23 protein-coding genes and 1 other RNA gene are annotated in these 26087 nt (G+C 39.4%); 6 read left to right on the forward strand and 18 right to left on the reverse strand.

Annotated elements, in window-relative coordinates; all coding sequences use genetic code 11:
• Nucleotides 1-203 precede the first annotated feature (203 nt).
• The 5 genes from V7150_RS12640 to V7150_RS12660 all read right to left on the reverse strand — a co-directional run bounded on the left by V7150_RS12640 (nucleotide 204) and on the right by V7150_RS12660 (nucleotide 5276).
• Nucleotides 204-680 carry a MaoC/PaaZ C-terminal domain-containing protein gene (locus tag V7150_RS12640; protein WP_335518457.1) on the reverse strand — a complete coding sequence of 159 codons (477 nt, stop codon included), beginning with the start codon at nucleotides 678-680 and terminating at the stop codon, nucleotides 204-206.
• Nucleotides 681-764: 84 nt separating this feature from the next.
• Complete coding sequence (mdh, locus tag V7150_RS12645; RefSeq protein WP_335518460.1) at nucleotides 765-1703, reverse strand: malate dehydrogenase; 939 nt, start codon at nucleotides 1701-1703, stop codon at nucleotides 765-767.
• 277 nt (nucleotides 1704-1980) lie between these two features.
• A complete protein-coding gene (icd, locus tag V7150_RS12650) occupies nucleotides 1981-3249 on the reverse strand; it encodes an NADP-dependent isocitrate dehydrogenase (protein WP_335518464.1) in 1269 nt (422 codons plus the stop codon).
• 131 nt (nucleotides 3250-3380) lie between these two features.
• Nucleotides 3381-4499 carry a citrate synthase gene (gene citZ / locus V7150_RS12655; protein WP_335518466.1) on the reverse strand — a complete coding sequence of 373 codons (1119 nt, stop codon included), beginning with the start codon at nucleotides 4497-4499 and terminating at the stop codon, nucleotides 3381-3383.
• A gap of 294 nt (nucleotides 4500-4793) precedes the next feature.
• Nucleotides 4794-5276, reverse strand: coding sequence for a DUF441 domain-containing protein (locus tag V7150_RS12660; protein ID WP_335518469.1), 483 nt, complete (start codon nucleotides 5274-5276; stop codon nucleotides 4794-4796).
• Nucleotides 5277-5456: 180 nt separating this feature from the next.
• On the opposite strand from V7150_RS12660, the gene ytvI reads away from it, so the two are divergent.
• Nucleotides 5457-6572, forward strand: coding sequence for a sporulation integral membrane protein YtvI (ytvI, locus tag V7150_RS12665; protein ID WP_335518472.1), 1116 nt, complete (start codon nucleotides 5457-5459; stop codon nucleotides 6570-6572).
• A 236-nt stretch (nucleotides 6573-6808) separates the two neighbouring features.
• Here ytvI and pyk read toward each other — a convergent pair whose 3' ends face one another.
• From pyk to dnaE, 7 genes are all read right to left on the reverse strand, one after another.
• The gene (gene pyk / locus V7150_RS12670) at nucleotides 6809-8572 is read right to left on the reverse strand and encodes a pyruvate kinase (protein ID WP_335518475.1); all 1764 of its coding nucleotides are present in this window, start codon (nucleotides 8570-8572) and stop codon (nucleotides 6809-6811) included.
• A gap of 41 nt (nucleotides 8573-8613) precedes the next feature.
• Complete coding sequence (gene pfkA / locus V7150_RS12675; protein ID WP_335518478.1) at nucleotides 8614-9573, reverse strand: 6-phosphofructokinase; 960 nt, start codon at nucleotides 9571-9573, stop codon at nucleotides 8614-8616.
• A gap of 393 nt (nucleotides 9574-9966) precedes the next feature.
• Entirely contained in the window at nucleotides 9967-10944 is a 978-nt protein-coding gene (gene accA / locus V7150_RS12680; protein ID WP_335518481.1) for an acetyl-CoA carboxylase carboxyl transferase subunit alpha, read from the reverse strand.
• Nucleotides 10938-11816 (reverse strand): acetyl-CoA carboxylase, carboxyltransferase subunit beta, encoded by an 879-nt coding sequence (gene accD / locus V7150_RS12685; protein WP_335518483.1) that lies wholly within the window; start codon nucleotides 11814-11816, stop codon nucleotides 10938-10940. The genes accA and accD overlap by 7 nt, the downstream gene beginning before the upstream one ends.
• A gap of 198 nt (nucleotides 11817-12014) precedes the next feature.
• Nucleotides 12015-12641, reverse strand: a complete 627-nt coding sequence (locus V7150_RS12690; protein WP_335518486.1) for a FadR/GntR family transcriptional regulator — start codon at nucleotides 12639-12641, stop codon at nucleotides 12015-12017.
• A gap of 8 nt (nucleotides 12642-12649) precedes the next feature.
• Nucleotides 12650-13888: an NAD(P)-dependent malic enzyme gene (locus V7150_RS12695; protein WP_335518487.1), complete on the reverse strand. Its 1239-nt coding sequence runs from the start codon at nucleotides 13886-13888 to the stop codon at nucleotides 12650-12652.
• 348 nt (nucleotides 13889-14236) lie between these two features.
• Nucleotides 14237-17602, reverse strand: a complete 3366-nt coding sequence (dnaE, locus tag V7150_RS12700) for a DNA polymerase III subunit alpha (protein WP_335518490.1) — start codon at nucleotides 17600-17602, stop codon at nucleotides 14237-14239.
• A 142-nt stretch (nucleotides 17603-17744) separates the two neighbouring features.
• Between dnaE and V7150_RS12705 the strand changes: the two genes are divergently transcribed.
• Together V7150_RS12705 and ytrI are read left to right on the forward strand one after the other, a co-directional pair.
• Entirely contained in the window at nucleotides 17745-18101 is a 357-nt protein-coding gene (locus tag V7150_RS12705; RefSeq protein ID WP_420490283.1) for a YtrH family sporulation protein, read from the forward strand.
• A complete protein-coding gene (ytrI, locus tag V7150_RS12710) occupies nucleotides 18098-18598 on the forward strand; it encodes a sporulation membrane protein YtrI (protein ID WP_335518493.1) in 501 nt (166 codons plus the stop codon). Before V7150_RS12705 ends, ytrI begins: the two co-directional genes overlap by 4 nt.
• Nucleotides 18599-18709: 111 nt before the next feature.
• On the opposite strand, the gene V7150_RS12715 is transcribed toward ytrI, so the two are convergent.
• The gene (locus tag V7150_RS12715; protein ID WP_335518495.1) at nucleotides 18710-19636 is read right to left on the reverse strand and encodes a DHH family phosphoesterase; all 927 of its coding nucleotides are present in this window, start codon (nucleotides 19634-19636) and stop codon (nucleotides 18710-18712) included.
• A gap of 89 nt (nucleotides 19637-19725) precedes the next feature.
• Between V7150_RS12715 and V7150_RS12720 the strand changes: the two genes are divergently transcribed.
• Nucleotides 19726-20037, forward strand: a complete 312-nt coding sequence (locus tag V7150_RS12720) for a YtpI family protein (protein WP_335518498.1) — start codon at nucleotides 19726-19728, stop codon at nucleotides 20035-20037.
• Between the two features lie 174 nt (nucleotides 20038-20211).
• Here the strand turns inward: V7150_RS12720 and V7150_RS12725 are convergent, their stop codons facing one another.
• From V7150_RS12725 to V7150_RS12735, 3 genes are all read right to left on the reverse strand, one after another.
• Nucleotides 20212-21531 carry a CBS domain-containing protein gene (locus tag V7150_RS12725; RefSeq protein ID WP_335518500.1) on the reverse strand — a complete coding sequence of 440 codons (1320 nt, stop codon included), beginning with the start codon at nucleotides 21529-21531 and terminating at the stop codon, nucleotides 20212-20214.
• A gap of 125 nt (nucleotides 21532-21656) precedes the next feature.
• Nucleotides 21657-21890 carry a hypothetical protein gene (locus tag V7150_RS12730; protein ID WP_335518503.1) on the reverse strand — a complete coding sequence of 78 codons (234 nt, stop codon included), beginning with the start codon at nucleotides 21888-21890 and terminating at the stop codon, nucleotides 21657-21659.
• Nucleotides 21891-21974: 84 nt separating this feature from the next.
• Nucleotides 21975-22655: a metal-dependent hydrolase gene (locus V7150_RS12735; protein WP_335518550.1), complete on the reverse strand. Its 681-nt coding sequence runs from the start codon at nucleotides 22653-22655 to the stop codon at nucleotides 21975-21977.
• A 297-nt stretch (nucleotides 22656-22952) separates the two neighbouring features.
• Between V7150_RS12735 and V7150_RS12740 the strand changes: the two genes are divergently transcribed.
• Both V7150_RS12740 and ssrS read left to right on the forward strand, forming a co-directional pair.
• The gene (locus V7150_RS12740; RefSeq protein WP_335518506.1) at nucleotides 22953-24050 is read left to right on the forward strand and encodes a M24 family metallopeptidase; all 1098 of its coding nucleotides are present in this window, start codon (nucleotides 22953-22955) and stop codon (nucleotides 24048-24050) included.
• A gap of 56 nt (nucleotides 24051-24106) precedes the next feature.
• A non-coding RNA gene (gene ssrS, locus V7150_RS12745) (6S RNA) lies at nucleotides 24107-24302 on the forward strand.
• Between the two features lie 254 nt (nucleotides 24303-24556).
• On the opposite strand, the gene ald is transcribed toward ssrS, so the two are convergent.
• Both ald and V7150_RS12755 read right to left on the reverse strand, forming a co-directional pair.
• The gene (ald, locus tag V7150_RS12750; RefSeq protein ID WP_335518509.1) at nucleotides 24557-25675 is read right to left on the reverse strand and encodes an alanine dehydrogenase; all 1119 of its coding nucleotides are present in this window, start codon (nucleotides 25673-25675) and stop codon (nucleotides 24557-24559) included.
• Between the two features lie 212 nt (nucleotides 25676-25887).
• Nucleotides 25888-26087, reverse strand: a 200-nt coding sequence (locus tag V7150_RS12755) for a hypothetical protein (protein WP_335518512.1), incomplete at its 5' end; no start/stop codon positions are given.

The raw sequence follows: 26087 nt of genomic DNA on the forward strand, positions 1-26087 counted from the left end.
ATAACCCCCGCTATACAAGATACCTTCATTATATATTTAAGGAAGAGTGATTATCTAGTTTTATGGGCTAATACATAAAAATGTTACATTAACTTAACGTTAACTAAATAGTCATGTTTCTGTTCCAATCTACCGGTAAGCAAAGTAAGCTTCCCAATTAACACAAAAAGGAATGTCAACGCATTCCTTTTTAAATACCGGTATTAAAAATTCTCCAAAGCCTTCCCATGAATTTCTTCTAACCTATGCGGCGGGCAAACCTTGATTTTTCCGTTAATCACTGGCTCATTTTTTTCATTCGTTCCTACTACACTCATGACAACAGTATGCTCAGTTGGTATCACTTCAATAACTTCAAACAAAAACTCAACGGTACCGTAATGATAGACAGGCTTAGGAAACTCAATATTTTGGCTTATGATATGGCTGCCCGGCCCTGGTAAATATTTTGAGATGGCAGAGGTAATCATCCCCGTAAGCATAATACTTGGGACAATCGGTCTTTCAAATGGAGTTTGTGATGCATAGTCATGTTGAATATAAAGAGGATTCGCATCATCTGTTAATCCAAGATATAGGAGAAGGTCCTTATCTTCAATTTTTTCAGTTAATGATAACTTTTCACCAGCCGTTATTTCTTCAATTTTTCGCCCTAACTTTCTTTTTTTTCCTAAAAGCATCGAATTCCACCTCTACTGTAAGCGATTTCATCAATAGATAGAGAAATTCGGGGACACCTTTAGGACCCCGAATTCTCATTAATATTACGCTAATACTTGCATTACATTGCGAACTGATTCAACAGATTTGTCTAATGCAGCTTTTTCATCTGCAGTAAGCTCAAGCTCGATAACCTTTTCAATGCCATTTGCTCCAAGAATCGTTGGAACACCAAGGTAAATGCCTTCGTAGCCAAATTCTCCTTCTAAATAAGCAATGGATGGTAATACACGTCGTTGGTCTTTCAGGATTGCTTCGCACATTTCTACTAAAGAAGCAGCAGGTGCATAATAAGCACTTCCATTACCAAGAAGGTTGACAATCTCGCCGCCGCCTTTTCTTGTACGTTCCACGATTGCTTCTAAGCGATCTTTAGGAATTAAAGTTTCTAACGGAATACCGCCAGCGTAGGAGTACCGTACAAGCGGCACCATATCGTCCCCATGTCCTCCAAGTACAAAGCCTGTAATATCTTTTACTGAAAGGTTTAATTCTTGTGCAACAAATGTACGGAAACGGGCAGTATCAAGGACACCTGATTGACCGATTACACGGTTTTTAGGGAAACCTGATTCTTTAAACACAGTGTAAGTCATAGCATCAACAGGGTTTGTTAACACAACAATTGTACAGTTTGGAGAGTATTTCACAATCTCCTGGGTAACACTTTTCATTACTTTTTGGTTAATTTGCACTAAGTCATCACGGCTCATGCCTGGCTTACGTGCAATACCTGCAGTAATTACCACGATATCAGAATCGCGGGTATCCTCATAGTTAGAAGTACCGGTAATATTAGAATCAAATCCTTGAACAGGACTTGCTTCAAGCATATCCAATGCTTTACCTTTTGTTGGGTTTTCCATTTGTGGGATATCAACTAGAACGACATCACCAAGTTCTTTTTGTGCTAATAAAAATGCAGTTGTAGCACCAGTAAATCCGCCGCCGATTACAGAAACCTTTTTACGTTTTAATGACATTATTGCTCTCCCCTTTTTCATCAATAATTCAACTCAACAGGGGCTGCTCGAAAACAGCCCTAAAGTTCTGTCTAGCTCCAGCGCCTAGTGGCTCTGTCTAAGCCAATTCGGCAAGGAGGTTAAAAAGCAGCCTTCTCACCGACTCCACTTATGCTTGACTGCAGAAAGCTAACATTATCTGTACGCATTAAGGGAGACTAATCTCTGGCTTCACTCTGCTGGCAAGTCGATATTTCTCCCTATATCCCCCTGGTCAAGACGCTTCTGCACTTCTTGCTTATTCCATATTTTTAATTAGCTCATCAGCAAATTCTGATGTTTTTACTTCTGTTGCGCCTTCCATTAAGCGTGCGAAGTCATAAGTAACGACTTTAGAAGCAATTGTATTTTCCATTGATTTAACAATCATTTTAGCTGCTTCGTTCCAGCCTAAGTGCTCAAGCATTAACACACCGGATAAAATAACAGAAGAAGGGTTTACTTTATCAAGTCCAGCATATTTTGGTGCTGTACCATGTGTTGCTTCAAAAATAGCATGTCCAGTTTCATAGTTGATGTTTGCACCTGGAGCGATCCCAATTCCCCCAACTTGTGCAGCAAGTGCATCAGAAATATAGTCACCGTTCAAGTTCATTGTTGCAACAACATCGAACTCACGTGGACGGGTAAGAATTTGTTGTAAGAAGATATCTGCAATCGCATCTTTTACGATGATTTTACCAGCAGCTTCTGCATCGGCCTGTGCATTGTTCGCAGCATCTGTGCCTTGTTCCTCTTTGATACGGTCATATTGATTCCAAGTAAACACTTTATCGCCGAATTCTTTTTCAGCAACCTCATAACCCCAGTTCTTGAACGCACCTTCAGTGTATTTCATTATGTTCCCTTTGTGTACGATTGTAAGGGATTTACGGCCTTCTTTAATTGCAGAGTTAAGAGCAGCACGAACTAAACGGCTTGTCCCTTCTTCGGAAATTGGCTTAATGCCGATACCTGAAGTTTCAGGGAATCTGATTTTCTTAACGCCCATTTCGTTTTGCAGGAAGTCGATTACTTTTTTAACTGCATCAGAGCCTTTTTCGTATTCAATACCAGCATAAATATCTTCAGTATTTTCACGGAAGATCACCATGTCTGTGTCTTGCGGACGCTTAACTGGTGAAGGAACACCTTCAAACCATCTTACAGGACGCAAGCAGACAAACAAATCTAATTCTTGACGCAATGCAACGTTCAAGGAACGAATTCCGCCGCCAACAGGCGTTGTTAATGGACCTTTTATAGCAATCAAATATTCATTAATGACATCAAGTGTTTCTGATGGAAGCCATTCACCCGTTTGGTTGAAAGCTTTTTCGCCAGCTAAAACTTCTTTCCAGACTAATTTGCGTTCACCTTTATAAGCTTTTTCTACAGCTGCATCTAAAACTCTGTAGGAAGCAGCCCAAATATCAGGACCTGTACCGTCTCCTTCAATAAATGGGATAATTGGATTGTTTGGTACATTTAATACTCCATCTTTAACTGTGATTTTTTCGCCTTGCATAGTTGTTCTCCCTCCTATTATGTAAAAACCCTTTGTCATACGAATGACTGAATCAAAGGTTAGTGAGCCTGAGCCCCTAACCTTTTTTCATTCAATCCTATTGAATCAATTTTTCGAAAAAAAGTAAAATATTATCCTCTTTGCTCAACCGGAACATACTTTTGCATTCCTGGGCCAGTATATTCTGCACGAGGACGGATTAACCGATTGTTTTCATATTGCTCTAAAATATGTGCCAGCCATCCAGAAACACGGCTTACAGCAAAGATTGGTGTCATTAAGTCGTGGTCAACTCCTAAACTGTGATAAACAGAGGCAGAATAGAAATCCACATTTGGCGGTAAATTCTTTTCACCGGTAACGATGTCTTGAATCTTTACAGACATATCGTACAAGTGTGGTTCGCCAGTCAATTCTGTTAACTTTTTGGACATTTCTTTTAAATGCTTGGCACGGGGATCCCCTTTACGATAAACCCTGTGTCCAAAGCCCATGATTTTTTCTTTGTTTTCAAGCTTACCGCGAACATAAGGCTCAACATTTTCAAGTGTGCCAATTTCAGTCAACATTTTCATAACAGCCTCGTTTGCACCACCGTGCAAAGGCCCTTTTAATGCGCCAATTGCCGCTGTTACACCAGAATATACATCAGATAATGTTGCCACGCACACACGTGCTGTAAAGGTTGAAGCATTTAATTCATGATCTGCGTGCAATACGAGAGCCTTATTCATGGCTTCAACAGCAATTGCTTCTGGTTCTTTACCTGTTAACATATATAAGAAATTCGCTGCAAAGCTTAAATCCTGTCTTGGTGCGATTGGGTCAAGCCCTTTTCTAACACGTGCAAAGGTTGTTACAATTGCAGGCATTTTCGCTTGAAGCCGAACCGCTTTTCGATAATTGGCTTCCTCATCCATTAAATCGGCTTCCTCATCATAAAGTCCCAATAAAGAAACCGCTGAACGAAGTGCCGCCATCGGATGGACTTTTTGAATTGGATACATCTTAAAGTGCTGGATTACTTCTGGCGGCAGTGCTGAGTTTTCAGCAAGTTGTTTTTTCAATTCTGCTAATTGTTCAGCATTCGGTAATTTGCGATGCCATAATAAATAGATTACCTCTTCAAAACTAGCATTTACAGCCAAATCATCAATGTCGTAGCCAACGTATGTTAGCGTGTCATCAATAATTGAGCTGATTGAGGAAGTTGTTGCCACTACCCCTTCAAGACCACGAGTTACTGTCATAGAAAATCTCTCCCTTACATTCTAAAATTTCCCCATTACCCTTTTTCAAATCAAAAGAACTTGCCGACTCGCGATTCCTTTCCTTACATTGACTGAGCGATTGCTCGGGATATTTGCAAAATGTTTGTATGCACTTTCAATTACAAAAAAATTATTTTTACAAGTAATTCAGCATATATATTTATGGTTTATGTAAAAAAGGATACGCTTACAAGCCTATTATAAACAATTATTAATTTTTTGTGAACGAAAAGGAGTTGAAAAATACAAAAAAAATATTATTTTACAAAAAATCTAACTAAAAAAGCTAAAAATTTTCATAGCAGTATAAGCGATGCCTGCGCCAATTAAAGGTCCAACTGCTACCCCTTTAAAAATAGAAACAGAAAGAATAGTTCCTATCACTAATGCCGTTGTAATCTGCGGGTCATCAGCTAACAGCTTTACACCACCCTTTGCAAGCAAGGCCACAAGTATCCCAGAGATGAGAGCTATCCATGCAAACGGTGTTTTAAAAGCGCCTGATAAGTCTCTAAAACCTATTTCACCGCTGGCAATGGGAGCTAAAACAGCAATTGTAATAATGGTCACTCCCCAATTGATTCCTTTTGATTGTATAAATGAAAAAGACTTTGCATCCATTCCCCCGACTTTCAATAAAAGCAGGACGGCAATAGCAATCATTAAAGAACTATTTTTTGCGATCAAGCTAATTACAAGTAATAGTAACAAGAATAATATTGATTCACTTGGCAATCTTTTCACCAACCTTTCCATAAATTATCGTACCATAATATTCTTTTAGGTGTTGATATAACAATTTTCATTCCATATATGAAAATTTTCCTCTAAGTGTTCGTATTAATTTAAACTACATAAATTTGATTGGGAAATTATGCAGTTTCATTCATAAAATGTTAAACTTTAACTATAAATTTTTATAAAGGAGGCCTGCTTTTGAATCCAAAATACATAAACCGGACAATACGATTCTTACTTGTCATTGGGGTAGTTGTTTTAGCACTCTACTCATTTTACTTTTTATCATCAGTAACATATCCATTTTTAATTGGGCTTATTATAGCCTTTATGATTAATCCGCTTGTTAACTTTCTTGAAAAAAAGGCAAAAATGCCACGAGTACTAGCTGTTTTCGTCGCATTAGTTATTATATTTGCTTTATTTGCAGGCTTAGTTACACTTTTAGTCGCAGAAATTGTCTCCGGGGCAGCCTATTTGGCTACGGTTGTTCCGCAACACCTTGATACACTAATTGATTATATTCAGGATTATTTTACTGCTCAAATCATTCCGCTTTACAATCAATTAACAAGTGTTTTTAATAAGCTTGATGCTGGTCAGAAGGATACAATCATTGCGAACATTCAAAATTTCGGGACGAATATTGGAACAACGGTTGGAACATTTTTCAAAAATCTGTTTGGAAGTATTCCAAATGTCTTATCTTGGTTTCCAAATACAGCAACAGTCCTTATTTTCTCGTTATTGGCTACTTTTTTTATTAGTAAGGATTGGTACCGCTTGTCAGCAATGGGTGCAAAACTATTACCTGAGAAGGCAAAAGCAAGTGGCAGAACCGTTTTTATTGACTTAAAAAAAGCATTATTTGGATTTATTAAAGCTCAAGCAACACTTATTTCAATTACTACTGTTATCATTCTGATTGGTCTTTTGATCTTAAGGGTTGACTATGCGATTACGATTGCTTTAGCAACTGGTATCGTCGATATCATTCCTTATCTTGGTACAGGTGCTGTGTTTGTGCCGTGGATTATTTATTCAGCTATTAGCGGTGATCCAGGCCTTGCCATAGGCCTAGGCGTTCTGTATATTATTGTTCTCGTTCAACGGCAAATTATGGAGCCAAAGATTCTATCATCAAGTATCGGTCTTGATCCATTGGCGACACTTATAGCATTATTTATTGGTTTTAAGTTAATTGGCTTTTTAGGATTAATTGTCGGCCCGGTTTCCCTGGTCATAATCACCACCCTTTATCGTGCAAATGTCTTCCATGATGTTTGGTCATTTATTAAAGGGAAAGAAGCATAAAATAAAACTTCACTCAATAGTGGTTTACCATCACCACCACTGAATTTTAGTCCCATTTTACTAAGCCATAAAAAACATATCGACAAGTTTCAGTGTATCTACTCACTAATCGAGCTTTTACATGCAATTGATCTTTCGTTTATCCTTTTTCCTTAAAATCTAGAAGGTGAGGACCTACTGCCCGTTTTTGAGAGATAAAAAAACGTCAGCTCTAATTTAGAAGCTGACGTTTTTTATTATAGTACGCTTGCATGCCCGTTATAAATAACTCCTCTAGTTGCATCCACTGTTATTTCTTGACCCTCTTTAAGTAATTCTAAAACATTGTCTACACCAACAATGACTGGAATGCTTAAGTTTAGGCCAACTACAGCTGCATGGCTGGTTAATCCACCTTCTTGCGTAATAAGGGCAGCACATTTTTCAATAGCAGGGACCATTTCGCGATCTGAGCCGATTGTTACAAGAATAGAACCTGGCTTTACTTTTTCTAAAGCCTCTTTTGCATTATGGGCAATCACCACTTTCCCGAAAGCAGACCTGCGGCCAATTCCTTGCCCCTTCGTAATGATATCACCAACAACATGAATCTTCATTAAATTCGTTGTACCTGCTTCACCAACAGGAACGCCTGCAGTGATAACAACCAAATCTCCATGCTTTACAATATCGCTATTTAAGCTTTCTTCGACAGCAATATCGAGCATTTCATCAGTAGTGGTACAAATTCTCCCCAACTGAGGGTAAACACCCCAAACTAGCTGCAAACGACGGCAAACATGATCATTTGATGTCACAGCAACAATCGCTGCTTTCGGACGATACTTGGAAATCATTCTTGCTGTATGACCGCTCTCCGTTGGAGTTATAATTGATTTGACTTCTAAGTTTAAAGCTGTATGGGCAACTGATTGACCAATAGCATCTGTTAGATTATGTTCAGTGTCTTTGCTCCGGCTTGATAAAATTTCTTTATGATCCAATGCCTGTTCAGCTCTTGAAGCAATATTGTGCATCGTTTGCACGGCTTCCACTGGGTAAAGTCCTGCAGCCGTTTCACCAGAGAGCATAATTGCGTCTGTTCCATCAAAAATGGCATTCGCGACGTCGCTTGCTTCAGCACGTGTTGGTCTTGGATTTCGCTGCATCGAATCGAGCATTTGTGTTGCCGTGATCACAGGTTTTCCAAGGGAATTACACTTCTTAATTAACAGTTTTTGCACAAGAGGAACCTCTTCTGCTGGGATTTCCACGCCAAGGTCTCCTCGGGCAACCATCAGGCCATCAGAGATTTCAAGGATCTCATCAATGTTATCTACGCCTTCTTGGTTTTCAATTTTAGGGATAATGTGGATATGTGTAGCATTATTTTCTTCAAGTAGCTGACGGATTTCTAACACATCTTTTGCCCGACGGACAAAGGAAGCTGCAATGAAATCAATCCCCTGTTCGATTCCAAAAAGAATATCTTTCGTATCTTTCTCAGTAATGCCCGGCAGGTTAACTGATACTCCAGGGACATTTACTCCTTTTTTATTTTTCAATGTACCGCTGTTTAAAATTTTCGTATGAATTTCATTTCCAGCTTTATTTACTTCTGTTACTTCGAGGCCAATTAAACCATCATCTAAAAGAATTTTTGAGCCTACATGTACATCGTCAATCAACCCTGGGTATGTAACAGAGAATTTTTGTATGGTTCCTTCTACTTCAGTCATTGAAACAATCACATTTTCGCCAGCTTTTAGCTCAATCGCACCGTTTTGCATGTTATTTGTCCGAATTTCCGGGCCTTTTGTATCAAGCAGGATAGCTATCGTTTTTCCAGCTTGCTCTGCTGCTTCACGAATATTTCGAATCCGGGCACCATGTTCTTCAAAATCACCATGTGAAAAATTTAAGCGGGCAACGTTCATACCTGAATTGATTAATTGAGTTAATTTTTCAACGCTTTCACTTGCGGGACCAATTGTACAAACGATTTTTGTTTTTCGTAACATCCTTTATTTCCTCCCATTTTAGAAAAGACAAACGCTATTTCTTAAATTGATAATTCCTTTGATAGCTTAAATAGGTCAAGATCTAATCTATGTTTTTTATCAAGAGCTTCAATGATGTCGTAATCAACTAGCTGATTTTTTTCAATTCCTACCGCACGGCCGCCTTTTCCTTCAATTAAAAGCTCTACTGCTCTTGCTCCTAACCTGCTGGCAAGGACTCTGTCCGCAGCAGTTGGAGAGCCGCCGCGCTGAATGTGGCCTAAAACCGACACTCTTGTATCAAAGCTAGTTGCTTCTTGCAGCTGACGAGCAAACTCAACGCCACTACAAACCCCTTCAGCAACAACAATAATACTATGTTTTTTCCCGCGTTCTTGACCGCTTCGCAGCCTGTTTGCCACTTCATTCATGTCGTAGTTCTCTTCAGGAATTAAAATCGTTTCTGCACCACCTGCAAGCCCTGCCCATAAAGCAATATCACCTGCATCACGTCCCATTACTTCAATGACAAAAGTTCTTTCGTGTGATGTTGCAGTATCGCGAATTTTATCAATTGCGTCGATTACCGTATTTAAGGCCGTATCAAAACCTATGGTTTGTTCCGTTCCTGGAATATCATTATCAATCGTACCTGGAACACCTACGCATGGAAAGCCTTGCTCTGTTAATGCTTTAGCCCCACGGTACGACCCATCACCGCCAATGACAACAAGCCCTTCAATTCCATGTTGTCTAAGCTGCTCAATACCTTTTTGCTGTCCCTCTTTTGTTTTAAATTCCGGGCAGCGTGCCGAATGCAGCATCGTTCCCCCTCGATGAATAATATCACCAACTGAACCAAGCTCAAGCTTTTTTATATTTCCAGAAATTAATCCAGTATATCCTCCATAAACACCATAAACTTCAACATTATGAAAAATTGCTTTACGGACAACAGCACGAATCGCTGGATTCATCCCTGGAGAGTCGCCGCCGCTTGTAAGTACCCCAATTTTTTTCATTCTTACCACCTCAATCATGATTTTAGAAAAAATTATGTACACTTTGTTCGTACAATGAGATAAGCTACCTTTTAAATCAATACTATTATTATAAGCATAAAACCCTCGAATATTTATAAAATAACATGAAGAAATGCAGGTAACAACCGATTCCTATTAGTAATTATAATAGACGGAATAATTAGTGAACTGGAAGCGGTTTATTTGTGGTTGAAAGCGGCATCTTCATCTTTTCGGGGTATTTTTTGTGAATCCTTTGTGAACAAGAAAAAGCGGAAGTGCTTTGCTGAAGGGCTTATGCCTCCGAGCTCGTAGGCGCTGTAATTGGATATTTCTCAAAGTTCATATTTTATTATACCTTTAAAAAATCGTGCCCTATTGAGCACGATTTTTTTAATTTACACCAATATAATCCTTCAATGTAGTGTATTCCCCTATTGTCCTGAATCGATTATAACGGTCAGCTATTAATTCATCTTCTGATAGTTTAAGTAACTGCTGAAGAGACATTTTAAGGACCTTTTCGATTCCTTCTGCTTGCTTTTTGATATCCTTATGGGCTCCGCCTTTAATTTCAGGAATAATATCATCAATGACACCCAGTTCTTTTAAGTCAGGGGCAGTAATCCTCATTGTCTCAGCCGCATTTTTGGCGAGGGATGCATCCTTCCACAAAATAGCTGCCGCTCCTTCAGGAGAAATAACAGAGTAAGTTGAGTTTTCGAGCATGTATATGCGGTTGCCGACGCCTAGTGCAAGGGCACCACCGCTTCCACCTTCACCAATAACAATACAAATAACCGGAACTTTGAGACCCGCCATTTCAAAAAGATTACGGGCAATTGCTTCACTTTGGCCGCGTTCTTCCGCTGCTTTCCCTGGATAAGCACCTTTCGTATCAATAAAACAAATGATTGGGCGATTAAATTTATCAGCCTGCTTCATCAAGCGTAATGCTTTTCGGTAGCCTTCAGGATGGGGCATCCCAAAGTTTCTGCGAATATTCTCTTTCGTATCTTTTCCCCGTTGGTGACCGATAACGGTAACAGGAAGTCCTTTAAATTTAGCAACACCGCCAACGATGGCCTCATCATCTGCATAAGTTCGGTCTCCATGGCATTCAAAGAAGCCTTCAAATAGGTAAGAAATATAATCAAGCGTGGTCGGCCTATTCGCAATACGTGCTATTTGCACGCGATCCCATGGCTTAATATTTTCATATATATCCTGCTCTAGCTTTTCGAGCCGTGCCTCTAATTTTACAATTTCAGAACTTAAATCGACATCAGCTGTTTTCGTGAACTCTTTTAATTCAGAGATTTTCTTTCTTAATTCCACAATCGGGCGTTCAAACTCTAATTCCCCTACCATTCGATTTCACCACCTGGTTGATGAATTTCTAAAATGTTCGTGATTTTCTCAACTAAATCGATACGTGAAATAATTGCATCCAACTGACCGTGTTTTAAAAGAAACTCGGCCGTTTGAAAATCTTCCGGCAGTTCTTCACGAATAGATTGTTCAATGACTCTGCGGCCGGCGAAAGCAATTAGTGCGCCAGGCTCAGCAAAGTTGTAATCGCCCAATGAGGCGAAACTAGCAGATACACCGCCCGTTGTCGGGTGTGTCATAATCGAAATGATTAACCCGCCATTATTGCTAAACCTTTTTAACGCAACACTTGTTTTGGCCATTTGCATCAAGCTCAAGGCACCCTCCTGCATTCTAGCACCGCCTGATGCAGTGAAAATGATGAATGGAAGTGAGAGTTCATCTGCCTTTTCAATCGCAAGGGTAATTTTTTCACCAACAACAGAGCCCATACTCCCCATACGGAAAGAAGCATCCATAATAGCCAAAACAATCTTCTGACCATTAACCTTTCCCATTCCAGTGACGACGGCCTCGTTTAACTTACTTTTTTGCCGATCTTTTTCTAGCTTTTCAAGATAGTCGGGGAAATTCAATGGATTTTCAGACACCATGTTTTCATTGATTTCTACAAAACTACCCTCATCAATAAAGCTGTCAATACGCTCTTTTGCATTCATTTGGAAATGAAAGCCGCAATGTAAACAGACCTTCGTATTTTTTAATAATTCCTTTGTATACATGATTTTCTTACAAGAAGGGCACTTTGTCATAATTCCTTCAGGTACGTCACTTTTAGCAGTTTCTGTTGGAATTGTTGCATATTTTTTCTTTTTCGGTTGATTTTTTGTAAATAGATCTTTAAGAGCCAAAATAAAACCTCCCTTGTATAACACAGACCTGCCAAACGGCAAGAATCTCCATCTTTTGCTATTCAGAAGTCTTTCTATCCTACGTCAACTTCATACCTACAAACTCCCAAAAGTGGTCAGACCACTGGATAATTAAAAACACCCTTTTTTCTGGGCTTGTATAGCTTCCACTATAAAATAAAAAAAGTTCAAAATCTGTTAGTATTTGTCGTTAAAATCAGACAAATTTCGAAGTTTACCATATGCAGAAAGTGTTTTTCCTGCATCCTTTTCTCCCAAAGCTTCTAGCAAAACAAGATAGTCTCCCCGCTGATAGTCTACAGGTTGATTATCTAGTGAATAATAATATTCCTTTAAAATTAGCCACATTCTTAAGAATAGGTGGTTATCTGAAATCTCAATAATCTGATGAAAAAACTCATCATCTGAAAAGTTTTCTGCTTTTATGACCCATTCCTTTAATGTTGCAATATGTCGATTATCGACTTTTTTCAGTGCTAAGCGAAGACAATCCATCTCAATATAGTTTTTAGTTTCGAATACATCGTGTTTTGCTTTTTCATCCTGCAAAATGAATGTGCTGAGAAGCTGGACCAGCTGGTGGCCGCGAAAGTCTCTAATAAATGTCCCTTCGCCCCGCCTTGTTTCGATTAAGCCAAGTAATTCCAATGCTCTAAGAGCTTCGCGAACGGAAGAGCGCCCGAAATTCAGGCGCTCTGATAATTCCCGTTCTGAAGGAATCTTATCTCCAGTCTTAAGTCCATCAATAGTTATCATTTCTCGTAAATGCTTTACAATCTCTAAATATACTTTGGTATTCGCCACTTACTTGATCACTCACTTTTGCCAATAATCGCGAGCCTCTGTGTTTTTTCTTTTACATCCTCAGGATCTACCTTAATCCGTGCTACACCAGTTTCCATTGCTGCTTTTGCAACAGCAGCAGCTACATTTGGAGCTACTCTTGGGTCAAAAGGAGCTGGAATGACATAGTCTGCATTAAGTTCGTCCTCACTAATTAACCCGGCAATGGCTTCCACTGCTGCAACTTTCATTTTTTCGTTAATATGTGTTGCACGAACATCAAGTGCTCCACGGAAAATTCCCGGGAAGGCAAGAACATTGTTTACTTGGTTTGGAAAATCAGAACGGCCTGTTCCAACGACTTTTGCCCCTGCAGCTTTTGCTTCATCAGGCATAATCTCTGGGTCTGGGTTGGCCATCGCAAAAATTATCGAATCTGGGTTCATAGATGCTACCATTTCTTTTGTAAGTGCTCCGGCAACAGAAACCCCAATAAATACATCGGCACCTTTGATCACATCTGCGAGACTTCCTGTTAGGTTTTCACGATTGGTAAATTTCGCCACTTCCGCTTTGACCACATTCATCCCATGTGGGCGGCCTTCGTAAATCGCACCCTTAGTATCACACATAATAATATCTCTTACACCATAGTTATATAACAACTTAATAATTGCAATACCTGCTGCACCTGCACCGCTTGCAACTATTTTTATTTCAGTCATTTTCTTTCCAATCAATTTAAGGGCATTGACAAGACCTGCAACCGTAACAATAGCTGTTCCATGCTGGTCATCATGAAAAATTGGAATATTCGCTTCCTTCTTCAATCTTTCCTCAATGACAAAACAATTTGGTGCTGCGATATCCTCGAGATTAACTCCCCCGAAGGTTGGTTCAAGCAGTTTAACTGTTTCAACAATTTTGTCTACATCTGTAGTATTTAAGCAGATTGGAAAGGCATCAACACCGGCAAAACTTTTAAAAAGAACGGCCTTGCCCTCCATTACAGGAAGTGCTGCTTCAGGGCCAATATTACCTAGACCCAGAACAGCCGTGCCATCGGAAACTACAGCGACCATGTTTCCTTTCATGGTATAATCGTAAACTGTTTCCGGTTTTTCATAAATATCTTTACATGGCTCTGCCACACCAGGTGAATAGGCTAAACTTAAATCATGTGCATTTCGAACTGGAACTTTTGATTTCGACTCTAACTTTCCTTTATTAATTCGATGCATATGTAATGCTTCTTCACGTAAAGTCAAGATCTGTCACCCCTTAATTAGAAAAGCGGTAGCACCTTACCCAGGGGAAAATATAGGGAGAATTATCGACTGGCAAACAAAGTGAAGCCAGAGATTAGTCTCCCTTAATGCGTCCAGAAAGCGATAGCTTTCTGTAGCTAGGCCATAAGACAAGCCGGCGGGAGGGTTGTTTTTTCCCTTCTCGACTGAATGGCTTATGCACCCGGGCCCCTAGACACTGGAGCTAGACAGCTTTCTAAGTCTTTATAATAAATTTATAAACATCCCATTTAATCATACTCCAACTATAGTGGTCAGACCACACTCGTCTCTTTACCACTATAACATATCTTCGAAAGTTGTAAAGAATTAATCTTTCAGGACAACATTTTTTGACCCAAGTAGATTTCTTAATTGCTGCTGTACTTCGGGGGTTGGATTGACATTGTTTTCCGCCGGTAACCTAACTGTTTTTTTGGTAACTTCATCATGCAAAATAACACCAGCATCCCCTTTATTTTCTTTCAGCAGCTGATTTATTTTTTGCAGCAATTGCTCATCCTGCTGGTTTGAGGTAATTTTTAAATATAATACCCGGTGTTTTACTGCTTTTGTTTTTAACCATAGTTCTAAATCTGATACCTGTTGAATGATAAATTGCAGTTTCCCATCACGCTCTTCTATTCTCCCTTCCAGCAGCACAAAATTCCCCTGCTGTAATAATATCTGGAATTTTTTATAGATAGCAGGAAATACGACTGCCTCCATTTCACCGCTGGCATCACTTACCGTTAAAAAGGCCATCAAATCACCCTTTTTGGTTCGAATTGATTTCATCGCTGAAATAAAAACACCAGAAGCAGACCTTTTATTATCACTTCTTAATTGATATAACAAACATACGCCGCTCCGCTTGAGATCTTTTTCATATATTGAAATGGGATGATTAGAGAGATAAAAACCAAGAGCCTCTTTTTCAAATGTCAGTTTATTTTCAAGACTAATAGGGTCCACTTGAACATATTTCGGTTTCGGAATCAATTCATCTTCAAATAAGTCAAATTGGTTGGAATCATCTGGTTTGAAGATTTGTGCATGTTCAATAGCAACATCTAAACTGGCCAGCAGAACGGCCCGATCTTCGCCAAATTCATCGAAACATCCAGAGTGAACAAGGAACTCAAGTGTTTTTCTGTTAATCGCCTTAGGCGATACTCTGATACAAAAATCAAATAAATCATCAAATTTCTTTCGTTTCCTTGTTTGAAAAATTTCCTTTAAGACGGCAGCGCCGACGCTTTTGATAGCAGCAAGGCTGTAGCGAATGGCTCCCTCTTTTTCTACTTTGAATGAGTAGGTACTATGATTAATGGATGGCGGCAGGATTTCAATTTCCTTTTGCCTTGTTTCTAAAATGTATTGGGCAATTTTTGTATCATTGCCGATTGCTGAAGTAAGCAGCCCTGACATAAAATGAACCGGAAAATTCGACTTTAAATAGGCCAGCTGGTAGGCAATCATACTATAGGCAACAGCGTGGCTTCGGTTAAAGCCATAGTTAGCAAACCTAACAATTAAATCATATATTTCATTGGCAAGTACTTGTTGATACCCCTTTTTCAGTGCTCCTTGGACGAAGTGATTCCGCTCTTTGTCCAGTACTTCTTTTTGTTTTTTTCCAACTGCCCGTCGTAAAAGGTCTGCTTCTCCGAGTGAGAATCCCGACATTTTCGAAGCAATCTGCATGATTTGCTCTTGGTAGACAATGACACCATATGTATTCTCAAGGATCGGCTGTAAATCCTGATGAGGATATTCTACCGCCTTACGTCCATGTTTTCGGTCTATAAAGAGCGGAATATTTTCCATCGGTCCCGGACGGTACAATGCATTGACTGCGACAATATCCTCAAAACGTGAAGGCTTTAACCGGGTTAATACCTTCCGCATACCTTCCGATTCTAACTGGAAAATGCCTGTTGTTTCACCTCTAGCCAGTAATTCAAAGGTCTTTGTGTCATCTAATGGAATTCGTCCAATATCCACTTTCCTTCCAGTATGACGATAAATGGAGGAAAGGATTGTTTCAATGAGTGATAAATTTCTAAGGCCAAGGAAATCCATTTTCAGCAGGCCAATTTCTTCGAGGTACTCCATAGAGTATTGCGTTAAGTAAACATGGTTTGACCCGCGTTGAATCGGGATTAATTCTATAAGCTGCTTCTCGCTTATGACCACACCCGCAGCATGTGTGGAGGTATGCCGAGGCAGCCCTTCGAGCTTTAAGGCAGTGTCAAAAAGCTTGCGGTTTAACGGAGTCTCATTGACAAACCTTCTTAACGATTCAGATTCTTTATAGGCGGTTTGAAGGTTAATGCCTAAACGGGACGGGATCAGCCGGGACAATTGCTCCAATTCTTTTGAATTTAATCCGAAAGCCCTGCCGACATCTCTTACTGCTGCTTTTGCTGCAAGTGTTCCAAAAGTTACAATTTGCGCGACATGGAGTTCGCCATATTTTTGTGCGACATATTCGATCACTTCATCGCGGCGGTGGTCAGGAAAATCTATATCAATATCAGGCATCGAAATCCGTTCAGGATTTAAAAACCGCTCAAATAATAGATGGTGATTAATCGGATCCACATCGGTAATATATAAAACATAGGCAACAAGCGATCCTGCTGCAGAGCCCCGTCCTGGCCCGGTCAAAATCCCTTTTTGACGCGCAAACCTCATAAAATCCCAAACAATTAAAAAGTAGTTGCTAAATTTCATTCGCTTGATTACCGCTAATTCATAGGATAGCCGGTCATAATATTCCTGGGACGGCGCGGTAAAGCGTTCATGGAGTCCCTTCTTACACAGCATCTCAAAATAATCCTCTGCAACCATATCATTTTCAGTCGGAAAAGTAGGTAAGTAGGTTTTATTTAGTTCAATATTTACGCTGCACCTTTTAGCAATCCGGAGTGTATTTTCTAGTGCTTCAGGAACTTCTGAAAAGCAATCGACCATTTCTGCTGCTGTTTTCAAATAAAATTGATCACTTTCCAGTTTTTCTCTTTGGTCATCCTGCAATTTATCGCCATTCTTGATTGCCAGCAAACATTCATGCGCAAACATATCTTCTTTTTCCAAATAATGTACCCTGTTAGTTGCAACTAGGGGCACATGAAACTCATCTGAAATCGCGAGAAACTGTTTCCTAATTTTCGATTCTTGTTCGAGCTGATGATTTTGAAGTGAGAGAAAAAAGTTGCCACTGCCAAAAATGGAGTCTAATTTTCTAATTAGCTTCCTTGCCATCTCCTCGTTTCCGTTTAAAAGGAACTGTTCAATTTCCCCCTCAAGTCCAGGTGTTATGGCGATAAGCCCCTCCGAATAATGCCTCAGCCATTTTAGCGGAATTCCGTTATCGGTCTTTGTCTGTACCGCACTGGAAATTTTTAAAAGATTTCTAAATCCCTTCTCATTTTCTGCCAGTAATATAAGCGGATAGGATTCGTTCGCGGTAATTTCACTTTCCACATCAACCGTTAACCCAATTATCGGTTTCAAATTATTTTTCTTACAGAGCTTATAAAATTCAATAGTACCGTACATGACATTTCTGTCGGTAAGTGCGAGGTCGGTAAACCCTTTTCTCTTCGCATTTTCGATTAAATCCGGGACGGATGCCGTACTTGTTAACAAACTATAGGCACTATAAACATGAAGGTGAATAAAAGACATATTGCCTCACCGTTCCTTAAACTTAATATCTATCATTTATTATAAATCTTTATCACAAAAAAGGAAAATATGTTCTGTTTTTTAAAAAACATATTCAAGAACCTTTGTCCATATAAATGAATATAGACATTTTTGATCTTGTATGAAGGCGGTTGAAGGGATGAAAGAAATTGGTTTTTTTCCAGCTTTTATCGAAAGCTATTTTATAGCCTTAGGTGTCCTGCTTGGTGGTTCATTGATTGGCGGGATTGCCTCCTTTTTAACCGGTCAACCTCCGCTTACAACCGTTTACCGCTTGTCTAGTTCACTTAGAATTTGGGCAATTGTTGCGGCAATCGGCGGGACATTTGATACGGTTTACACATTTGAAAAAGGCCTTTTGGATGCTGGCACAAAGGATCTTTTTAAACAATTTTTATTAATCCTTTCTGCATTGGGCGGCGCCCAGACAGGTGCCCTCATTATTAATTGGCTTACCCAGGAATATATTTCATCATGAGAATTCCGCCATTGTACCGCAGACCTTCATGGCAGCGTTTTTTTTCTGGGATGGCTATTGGCGGCGCCATAAGCTGGTGTATCTTTTTATATATTTACGGTGTCTGGCAAGAAGAAAATACGGAATTAATTCAAAAGCAGCAGGAGAACATTGTTGATTTAAACAATGAGAAAAAAATATGGCAGGAAGAATATAAGGAATTGAATAAACGCAATATTGAACAACTGACTGTCCAGAAGATTAATATAAAAATCATCAACGCGGAAAAATACAAACTGGATCCCTTAAGTGTACTTGAGACGGAAAACTCTGTTCGAGATGATATTAGTATAATGCTGGCAAAAGATTTAGAGACAGTCTATAAAAGCAAGGATCTCATAAAAAAAGTTATCGAAAACAAGCCGGTAAAAATCAATAAAAAAAGATACACACTGAAGGTAAAAGAAATGGTTATTTACACAAACGTAACGATTCAGCTTGAAATTCAATTTGATTAAGAAAAGCGGAAACTTCCTTTGCGCGGCGTAAAGACTGGAGCTAGATATTAACAAAACGGCCCGGAATTGGGCCGTTCCCTTTTACCGTCAACACTATTTTGAATGGGTTTCTCATGCCTTATTCAATTCCTTTAAGACATGATCTACCTCATCCCAAGAATAGATGGATGCACCTGAAGCAAGTGGATGTCCTCCACCTTTAAACTTCCGGGCCACTCCATTAATGACCGGTCCCTTTGAACGGAGCCGAACACGTATTTGATCGTCTTCTTCAATGAAAAAGACCCATGCTTTAATTCCTTTAACATCTCCTAAAATACCAACAAGTAAAGATGCTTCTGTTGGCCTTGCACCATATTCTTTTAATAAATCCTTTGTGAGCATTACAGATGCAACACCGTTTGGATGAAGCTCGAAATTTTGAAGAACATACCCCTTTAACTTTATTATATTAGGATCTAATTCATACATCCTGTCAAAAAGCTCTGTGCGTGAAAAATTGTAGTGAATCAATTCCCCAGCAAAAGCGAATGTTTTATCTGTTGAACTTGGAAAAAGAAACCTGCCCGTATCCCCAACAATTCCCGCAAATAAAAGTCTTGCCGCTTCATCATTCATTTTTAAGCCTTTATCTTTTCCGTTTAAGTAAAATTCATAGATCATTTCACTGCATGAGCTTGCCGTTGTGTCGACCCATAACAAATCACCATAGGGATCTTCGTTTGGATGATGGTCAATTTTTATTAGCTTTTCTCCTAATGAGTAGCGCCCGTCACAAATTCTTTCCGCATTAGCAGTATCACAAACAATGACCAATGCCCCATTGTATACATCATCTTCAATCACATCTAATCTGCGCATGTAGTGTAGAGTCGACTCCTCTTGCCCAACTGCATAAATCTTTTTTTCGGGAAAAGATTCTTGTAAAATCTCAACCAAACCGCCTTGTGAACCATATGCATCCGGGTCAGGACGGACGTGACGGTGAACAATGATCGTTTCATATTGTTCAATCGCCGTTAATATTTGCTCAATCATAGACACTGCTCCTTAAGAACCAATAATGGCTTTTTTTTTAATTACACGATAAAATAGTAGAAGATTTTTAGAACTTGGAGGAACATATTATGTTTGTACTTGTCGTTTTCATTTTCCTGTTATTTGCTTTCTATTTATTTTATAAAACAAAATACTTCAGAAGCAACCGTCAAGTCGAAAAGAAATGGCTTTCCGCCAAATCAAATATTGCCCTTGGTCTGTTTGTATGCTTATTTGGTGTTAATCATTTGCTATTTATATCTGAATCAACTGTTTCTTATATTGTCGCTGCCATTTTTACTATTTATGGGGCCGTATTTAGCTGGATCGGTTTCAAAAAATATAAACACTACCTTCCATTTGCAATTGATGAAGCAAACATGCTTAATGCCCAAAAATAAAACCGAGCCGCTTCTCAAGTTGAGAAGCGGCTTTCTTAGGTTATGATTTCGAAAACTGTCAAGCTCCATAAGAATAAGCCTCGGAAGCGATACCTCGTACGAAGGAAAAACATTAGCTTTTTCGAAGAGACCCCCGCGGCGAGACAACTTCGTTTAAAGATCAACTCCGCTTTTCTAGCTCCTGTCAATCAATTGACACATCATCATCGCTTTTCCAACTAATATGCCTTCATTAAAAACTTCCACATCTACCTTCCCAAATTTCCGTCCTACTTCAAGTATTCTAGGAAAAATTTCTAATGTACTCTCCATTTGAACTGGTTTAATAAAGTAAATAGACATATTTTCTACTACCAAGTCGCCTTTTTTATAGCTTCGTAATACCCGGTTGGCTGCATCTGCGACAATAGTTGTAAATACTCCGTATGAAATAGTACCAAGATGATTGGTCATTTGCGGCGTCACTTCGCAAGAATATACTTCTTCGCCTTTTTGTTTCCCCTGCATTAATACCATTTGATTTGTAACAATATCATCGATGGTTTCGCCAACCTGTGGCTGTCGTTGGTTCATTTGCAGTGCCTTTAATACATCCTGCCTGCTGATAATCCCCTCTAAACGGTTCGAGTCATCGGCAACAGGAAGAACCTCAATCCCTTCCCAGACCATCGTATGGGCTGTAGAAGCAACGCTTGTCTTGCCATTAACAGTCATTGGGTGTTTCGTCATAATTTTGTCGATTGAGGTTTCTAAAACTTGGCCTAAAATATCTTTACTCGTCACCATTCCCTGAATCTTCATATTTTGATCGACTACAGGATAGCGGCTATGCGTTGTTTCTTGATTATATTCATGCCATTTTGACACCTTATCGGTTGTAAATAGGTAATAGGTATCCGCAAGAGGTGTTAAAATATCTTCAACTAAGATAATTTCCTTTTTTATTAATTGGTCGTAAATAGCCCGATTAATCATTGTGGCGACAGTAAAAGTGTCATAGCTTGTTGAAATAACCGGTAACTCTAACTTATCTGCCAGCTTTTTTACATGCTCTTCTGAGTCAAATCCCCCGGTGATCAGCACGGCGGCTCCTGCTTTTAAAGCTAGCTCATGTGCTTGTGTCCGGTTCCCGACAATTAACAGGTTACCAGCCTCCGTATAGCGCATCATGGCCTCTAGTTTCATCGCGCCGATCACAAATTTATTGAGGGTTTTATGCAAGCCAGTTCTTCCGCCTAATACCTGCCCGTCCACAATGTTTACGACTTCGGCAAACGTAAGCTTTTCAATATTTTCTTTCTTCTTCCGTTCGATTCTAATGGTGCCTACTCGTTCAATTGTACTTACATATCCTTTATTTTCGGCTTCTTTAATCGCACGATAGGCTGTACCTTCACTTACAGTCATCGCCTTGGCGATTTGCCGTACTGATATTTTTTCCCCGACTGGAAGTCCATCAATGTATTGTAAAATTTGTTCATGCTTAGTAGCCAAGACCTTCACCCTTTATATTTCGAATTCCTAGTCATTTAGTCAATTGGGTTGATACCCTAAATTCTATTATAAAGTTTCTAAAGCCTTGATTCAATGTGGGATATTACATTGTCATTGAATTCCTTTTAATAAGACCGGGTTTTCTTCTTTTGACTCTGCGACTGGAAACTTTGCCCTTGTTTTCTCGGACTATAGAGAAGCCTAGTCAGATTTCCTGCAATCACGATCAATGCAAATGATAGCCACACAATAGCGAAAATCCCCTGTGTCCCTTCTGCAGTCACTGATAATTTTGGAACAGCAAAATAAAGCATAAATCCACATAACAGCAGGCAAAGTAAATATCTGTTCTTTTTCACTCTCTTTTCCTCCTTCATAAAGACTGCTTGTTTCATCTTTATGCTGGCTGGAGCAAAAAAAGTATGTTAATACTCGTAGAACGTCTAAATTTCTATTGCCTCGCCTGGAGCCAATACCTTCCCATTTTTATTATCTAGCATGTCAATAAATTGATATGGGTCTTGTTTAATTACCGGGAAGGTATTAAAGTGAATCGGCACAACCGTCTTTGCATTCAACAGTTTAGCTGCATAGGCTGCATCTTCTGGCCCCATCGTAAAATTGTCACCAATCGGCAAAAAGGCAACATCAATCGGATGGCGTTCACCTATGAGTTTCATATCAGAGAATAATGCCGTATCACCTGCATGATAAATGGTCTTACCTTCGTTCATAAATAAGATTCCCGCAGGCATGCCGCAATAGATAAGCTCATTTTTTTCGGTTGTGTAGCTTGAGCCATGGAAGGCCTGTGTCAGCTTAACTTTTCCAAATTCAAACTGATATGCGCCGCCTATATGCATTGCGTGAGTATTAACTCCCTGCCAGCTTAGAAAATCTGATATTTCCGCATTTGCAACAACAAGGGCATTATTCTTCCTAGCTAGCTCGACAGTGTCCCCAACATGGTCATTGTGGCCATGGGATAAAATAATCACATCTGGTATCACTTCTTTAACCTTCAAGTCCGTTAATTGATTGCCGGTAATAAAAGGGTCAATTAAGATCGTTTTTCCATTTGTTTGAATTTGAACAACTGCATGTCCATGGTAAGAAATTCTCATCATCCCAACTCCTCTTAAATCGTTATATAATGTACTTCCATAAAAAATTTAGAAATCCTGCTACATTCATTCCCAACGCTCACTTGTTTTAGCGTAAGATAAGGTCAGATAGTTTACTTTCTCTTTTAATCTTGATACTCTCATAAAGAATAGCGGTAGAGCCCATATAGCGGTGTATGGACTGGAACACTTTTTACTTATCGTAGGGAAAAGGGCGAAGTACAATAGCCGCTGGGAGCTGGACAATTCTCAAAATGTATATTTATTTCTTAACTTTTTAAAGGGGGACCCCTAAACATGAATCAGCGATTAGTAAAGCTTCAAACATGGATGAAAGAAAACGGGATTGAAGTAAGCTTTCTTACTTCATCCGAAAATGCATTTTATTTAAGCGGCTATTATACTGACCCGCATGAGCGATTGCTTGCACTTGCAGTTTTTCAAGAGGAAGAACCGTTCCTGGTCTGTCCGGCGATGGAAGTGCATGATGCCAAACAATCCGGCTGGAAGCATGAAATCATCGGTTATAGTGACATCGAAAACCCTTGGGAAATGATTCATAATTCTATCAATAAAAGAATTAATGGAGTTTCTAAGGTGGCGATTGAAAAGGAACATATGAATGTCGATCGCTATGAGCATCTTACACATTTGTTCCCTAAGGCATCATTTGTTTCTGCAGAAGAAAAACTACGACTGCTGCGCATGATTAAAGATGCCAAAGAACTTAATATTATTGAAGAAGCTTGCGCCCTTGCCGATTATGCAGTGGAATTTGGTGCAAGTGAAATAAAGGAAGGTAAAACAGAGCTGGAAGTCCTTAATGCCTTAGAGTACGCTTTAAAGCAAAAGGGGGTTACCGAAATGTCGTTTTCGACAATGGTATTGACCGGGGCGAACGCCGCTTCCCCTCACGGCAATCCAGGAGAAACAAAAATTCGCAAAGGTGATCTTGTGTTATTCGATTTGGGGGTTGTGGTCGATCGGTATTGTTCTGATATCACGAGAACGGTTGCTTACGGAGACATTAACGACAAGCAAAAAGAAATTTATGATATTGTTTTAAAGGCGCAGCTCGCTGCCATTGAGGCAAGTAAGCCTGGAGCTACGGCAGCAGAAGTTGACCTTACTGCACGACGAATTATTGCTGACGCAGGATATGGAGAATATTTTCCACATCGCTTAGGCCATGGCCTTGGAATAGGCGTCCATGAATATCCTTCAATGACCGAAACGAACCAGCTCGTAATAGAAGAAGGTATGGTATATACAATAGAACCGGGAATTTATGTACCTGATGTAGCAGGTGTTCGAATTGAAGATGATATTTATATTACCGCTGACGGGGCAAAGATTTTAACCAAATTCCCGAAAGAATTACAAATAATTAAATAATGAAATTGGAGTTTTTTTACCATTGAACTCTAGTCGGAATTGATGTAGTATACAAATACAAGCTGCGTTGTGCGTAATCATAATAAAGTTTTAACCTTTAAGCTGTAAAAGGGAGTTTAAACATCGAAGCTGGAATGACAGGCCTCTGTCTATATGACATGGAGGACATGCAGAAAGGTTTCTGAGAACACCCACTTTGAGGAGTGGTGGTTTAAAACTTTCTTATCTAACTACGGCAAATGCGGCTCATATTATCTATTTCAAACCAGCTTCTTTTTGGAGCTGGTTTTTAATTTACATAAAAGAAAAATATGGAGATCAACAACGATAAAAATCGTTTTTAAATCGTGTTATATAGAAAAGGCATGAGGACAAATTAATGATAATACTATGAACTCTGTTCTCATGAGATGGTCTTAAGAACAAAATTTGTGAAAAATCATGTAAACTGGCCTCATGAATTGGTCACAAGGCCAAAATTAACGCTATATTCTTCAAAACCGTCTTTATTTTTCAAGTAATGTTTTCGTATCTTTATATTCGACTCCATGTGCTTCAGCAACTGCTTGATAGGTCACAAATCCACCGTGAGTATTGATTCCTTTTAACAAGGCCTCATTTTCTAAACACGCCTTTTGGTAGCCCTTATTGGCGATTTGAACCGCAAATGGAACCGTCACGTTTGTTAATGCAATCGTTGAAGTTCTAGGTACCGCACCAGGCATATTGGCTACAGCGTAATGAACAACACCATACTTCACGTATGTTGGATTATCATGTGTAGTGATTCGATCGGTTGTTTCAAAAATACCGCCTTGGTCAATAGCAATATCAACAATAACGCTGCCAGGTTTCATCGATTGAATCATCTCTTCACTGACAAGCTTTGGGGCCTTCGCCCCAGGGATTAAAACAGCGCCAATGACTAAATCAGATTCCTTTACCGCTTCGGCAATATTATAATGGTTGGAAATTAATGTTGTTACATCTGAACCGAATATATCGTCTAATTGACGAAGACGTTCTGGATTTAAATCAATAATCGTAACCTTTGCACCCAAACCAATTGCCATTTTTGCCGCATTTGTTCCTGCTACACCACCGCCAATAATGGTAACAGTTCCTCTTTTTACTCCTGGAACACCTGAGAGAAGAATTCCTTTACCTCCATAGACCTTTTCCAAAAATTGAGCCCCAACCTGCACAGCCATCCTCCCGGCAACCTCACTCATTGGGGTTAATAATGGCAAGCTTCTGTTCGCTAACTGAACTGTTTCATAGGCAATCCCTACTACTTTATTTTCAATTAAGGCCTTGGTTAATTCCGGTTCAGGCGCCAGATGTAAATATGTAAATAAAATTAATCCTTCACGGAAGAATTGATATTCGCTTGGCAGAGGTTCTTTTACCTTCATTACCATTTCCATGGACCATGCTTCACCAGCGGTTTCCACTAGATTCGCACCTGCAGAGCTATAATCTTCATCCAAAAACCCAGAGCCAAGCCCCGCTCCTTTTTCAATAAAAACCTCATGGCCAAATTTCACAAGGTTAACTACTCCAGCCGGTGTCATCGCTACACGGTTTTCATTATTTTTGATCTCTATAGGTACCCCAATCCGCATGTCCTTCCCTCCAAATAAAATAATTCATCAAAAAAACAAGTTAATATTATTATATCCTTTTTCAACTGGAAAAATGAAACAATGAAGCATCTTAATGAAATCACTTTTATTTTAACAACCAACAGATTGGAAACCCGTTCTTTTTATTGCATACTTCTTTGGAACATAGTGAGAGCTTTACCCCTAAGGCAAAGCTCTTATAACGAATTGTATTAATAGTAAGGATAATAAGGATCATAGTAAGGATCATAGTATGGATATGGGTATCCATAACCATAACCGTATCCATATGGACCTGCTAATAATGCCCCGGCTGCTAATCCACCCAAGAACGGCAGCCCAAATCCAAAGCCAAACGGACGGCCAAAACCAAAACCAAACGGGCGTCCGAAACCAAAGCCTGGTCTTCCGA

The organism is Neobacillus drentensis, assembly GCF_036965245.1.
Classification (GTDB): Bacteria; Bacillota; Bacilli; order Bacillales; family Cytobacillaceae; genus Neobacillus; species Neobacillus drentensis_G.

Bases quoted from the DNA above. Each gene is read 5' to 3' on its own strand.
- ald (WP_335518509.1), bottom strand. From the start codon at position 25,675: ATGCGGATTGGGGTACCTATAGAGATCAAAAATAATGAAAACCGTGTA.
- pfkA (WP_335518478.1), bottom strand. From the start codon at position 9,573: ATGAAAAAAATTGGGGTACTTACAAGCGGCGGCGACTCTCCAGGGATG.
- dnaE (WP_335518490.1), bottom strand. From the start codon at position 17,602: ATGTCTTTTATTCACCTTCATGTTTATAGTGCCTATAGTTTGTTAACA.
- ytrI (WP_335518493.1), top strand. From the start codon at position 18,098: ATGAGAATTCCGCCATTGTACCGCAGACCTTCATGGCAGCGTTTTTTT.
- accA (WP_335518481.1), bottom strand. From the start codon at position 10,944: ATGGTAGGGGAATTAGAGTTTGAACGCCCGATTGTGGAATTAAGAAAG.
- pyk (WP_335518475.1), bottom strand. From the start codon at position 8,572: ATGTTACGAAAAACAAAAATCGTTTGTACAATTGGTCCCGCAAGTGAA.
- V7150_RS12705 (WP_420490283.1), top strand. From the start codon at position 17,745: ATGAAGGCGGTTGAAGGGATGAAAGAAATTGGTTTTTTTCCAGCTTTT.
- V7150_RS12735 (WP_335518550.1), bottom strand. From the start codon at position 22,655: ATGAGAATTTCTTACCATGGACATGCAGTTGTTCAAATTCAAACAAAT.
- V7150_RS12715 (WP_335518495.1), bottom strand. From the start codon at position 19,636: ATGATTGAGCAAATATTAACGGCGATTGAACAATATGAAACGATCATT.
- V7150_RS12720 (WP_335518498.1), top strand. From the start codon at position 19,726: ATGTTTGTACTTGTCGTTTTCATTTTCCTGTTATTTGCTTTCTATTTA.
- citZ (WP_335518466.1), bottom strand. From the start codon at position 4,499: ATGACAGTAACTCGTGGTCTTGAAGGGGTAGTGGCAACAACTTCCTCA.
- icd (WP_335518464.1), bottom strand. From the start codon at position 3,249: ATGCAAGGCGAAAAAATCACAGTTAAAGATGGAGTATTAAATGTACCA.
- V7150_RS12640 (WP_335518457.1), bottom strand. From the start codon at position 680: ATGCTTTTAGGAAAAAAAAGAAAGTTAGGGCGAAAAATTGAAGAAATA.
- mdh (WP_335518460.1), bottom strand. From the start codon at position 1,703: ATGTCATTAAAACGTAAAAAGGTTTCTGTAATCGGCGGCGGATTTACT.
- V7150_RS12660 (WP_335518469.1), bottom strand. From the start codon at position 5,276: ATGGAAAGGTTGGTGAAAAGATTGCCAAGTGAATCAATATTATTCTTG.
- V7150_RS12740 (WP_335518506.1), top strand. From the start codon at position 22,953: ATGAATCAGCGATTAGTAAAGCTTCAAACATGGATGAAAGAAAACGGG.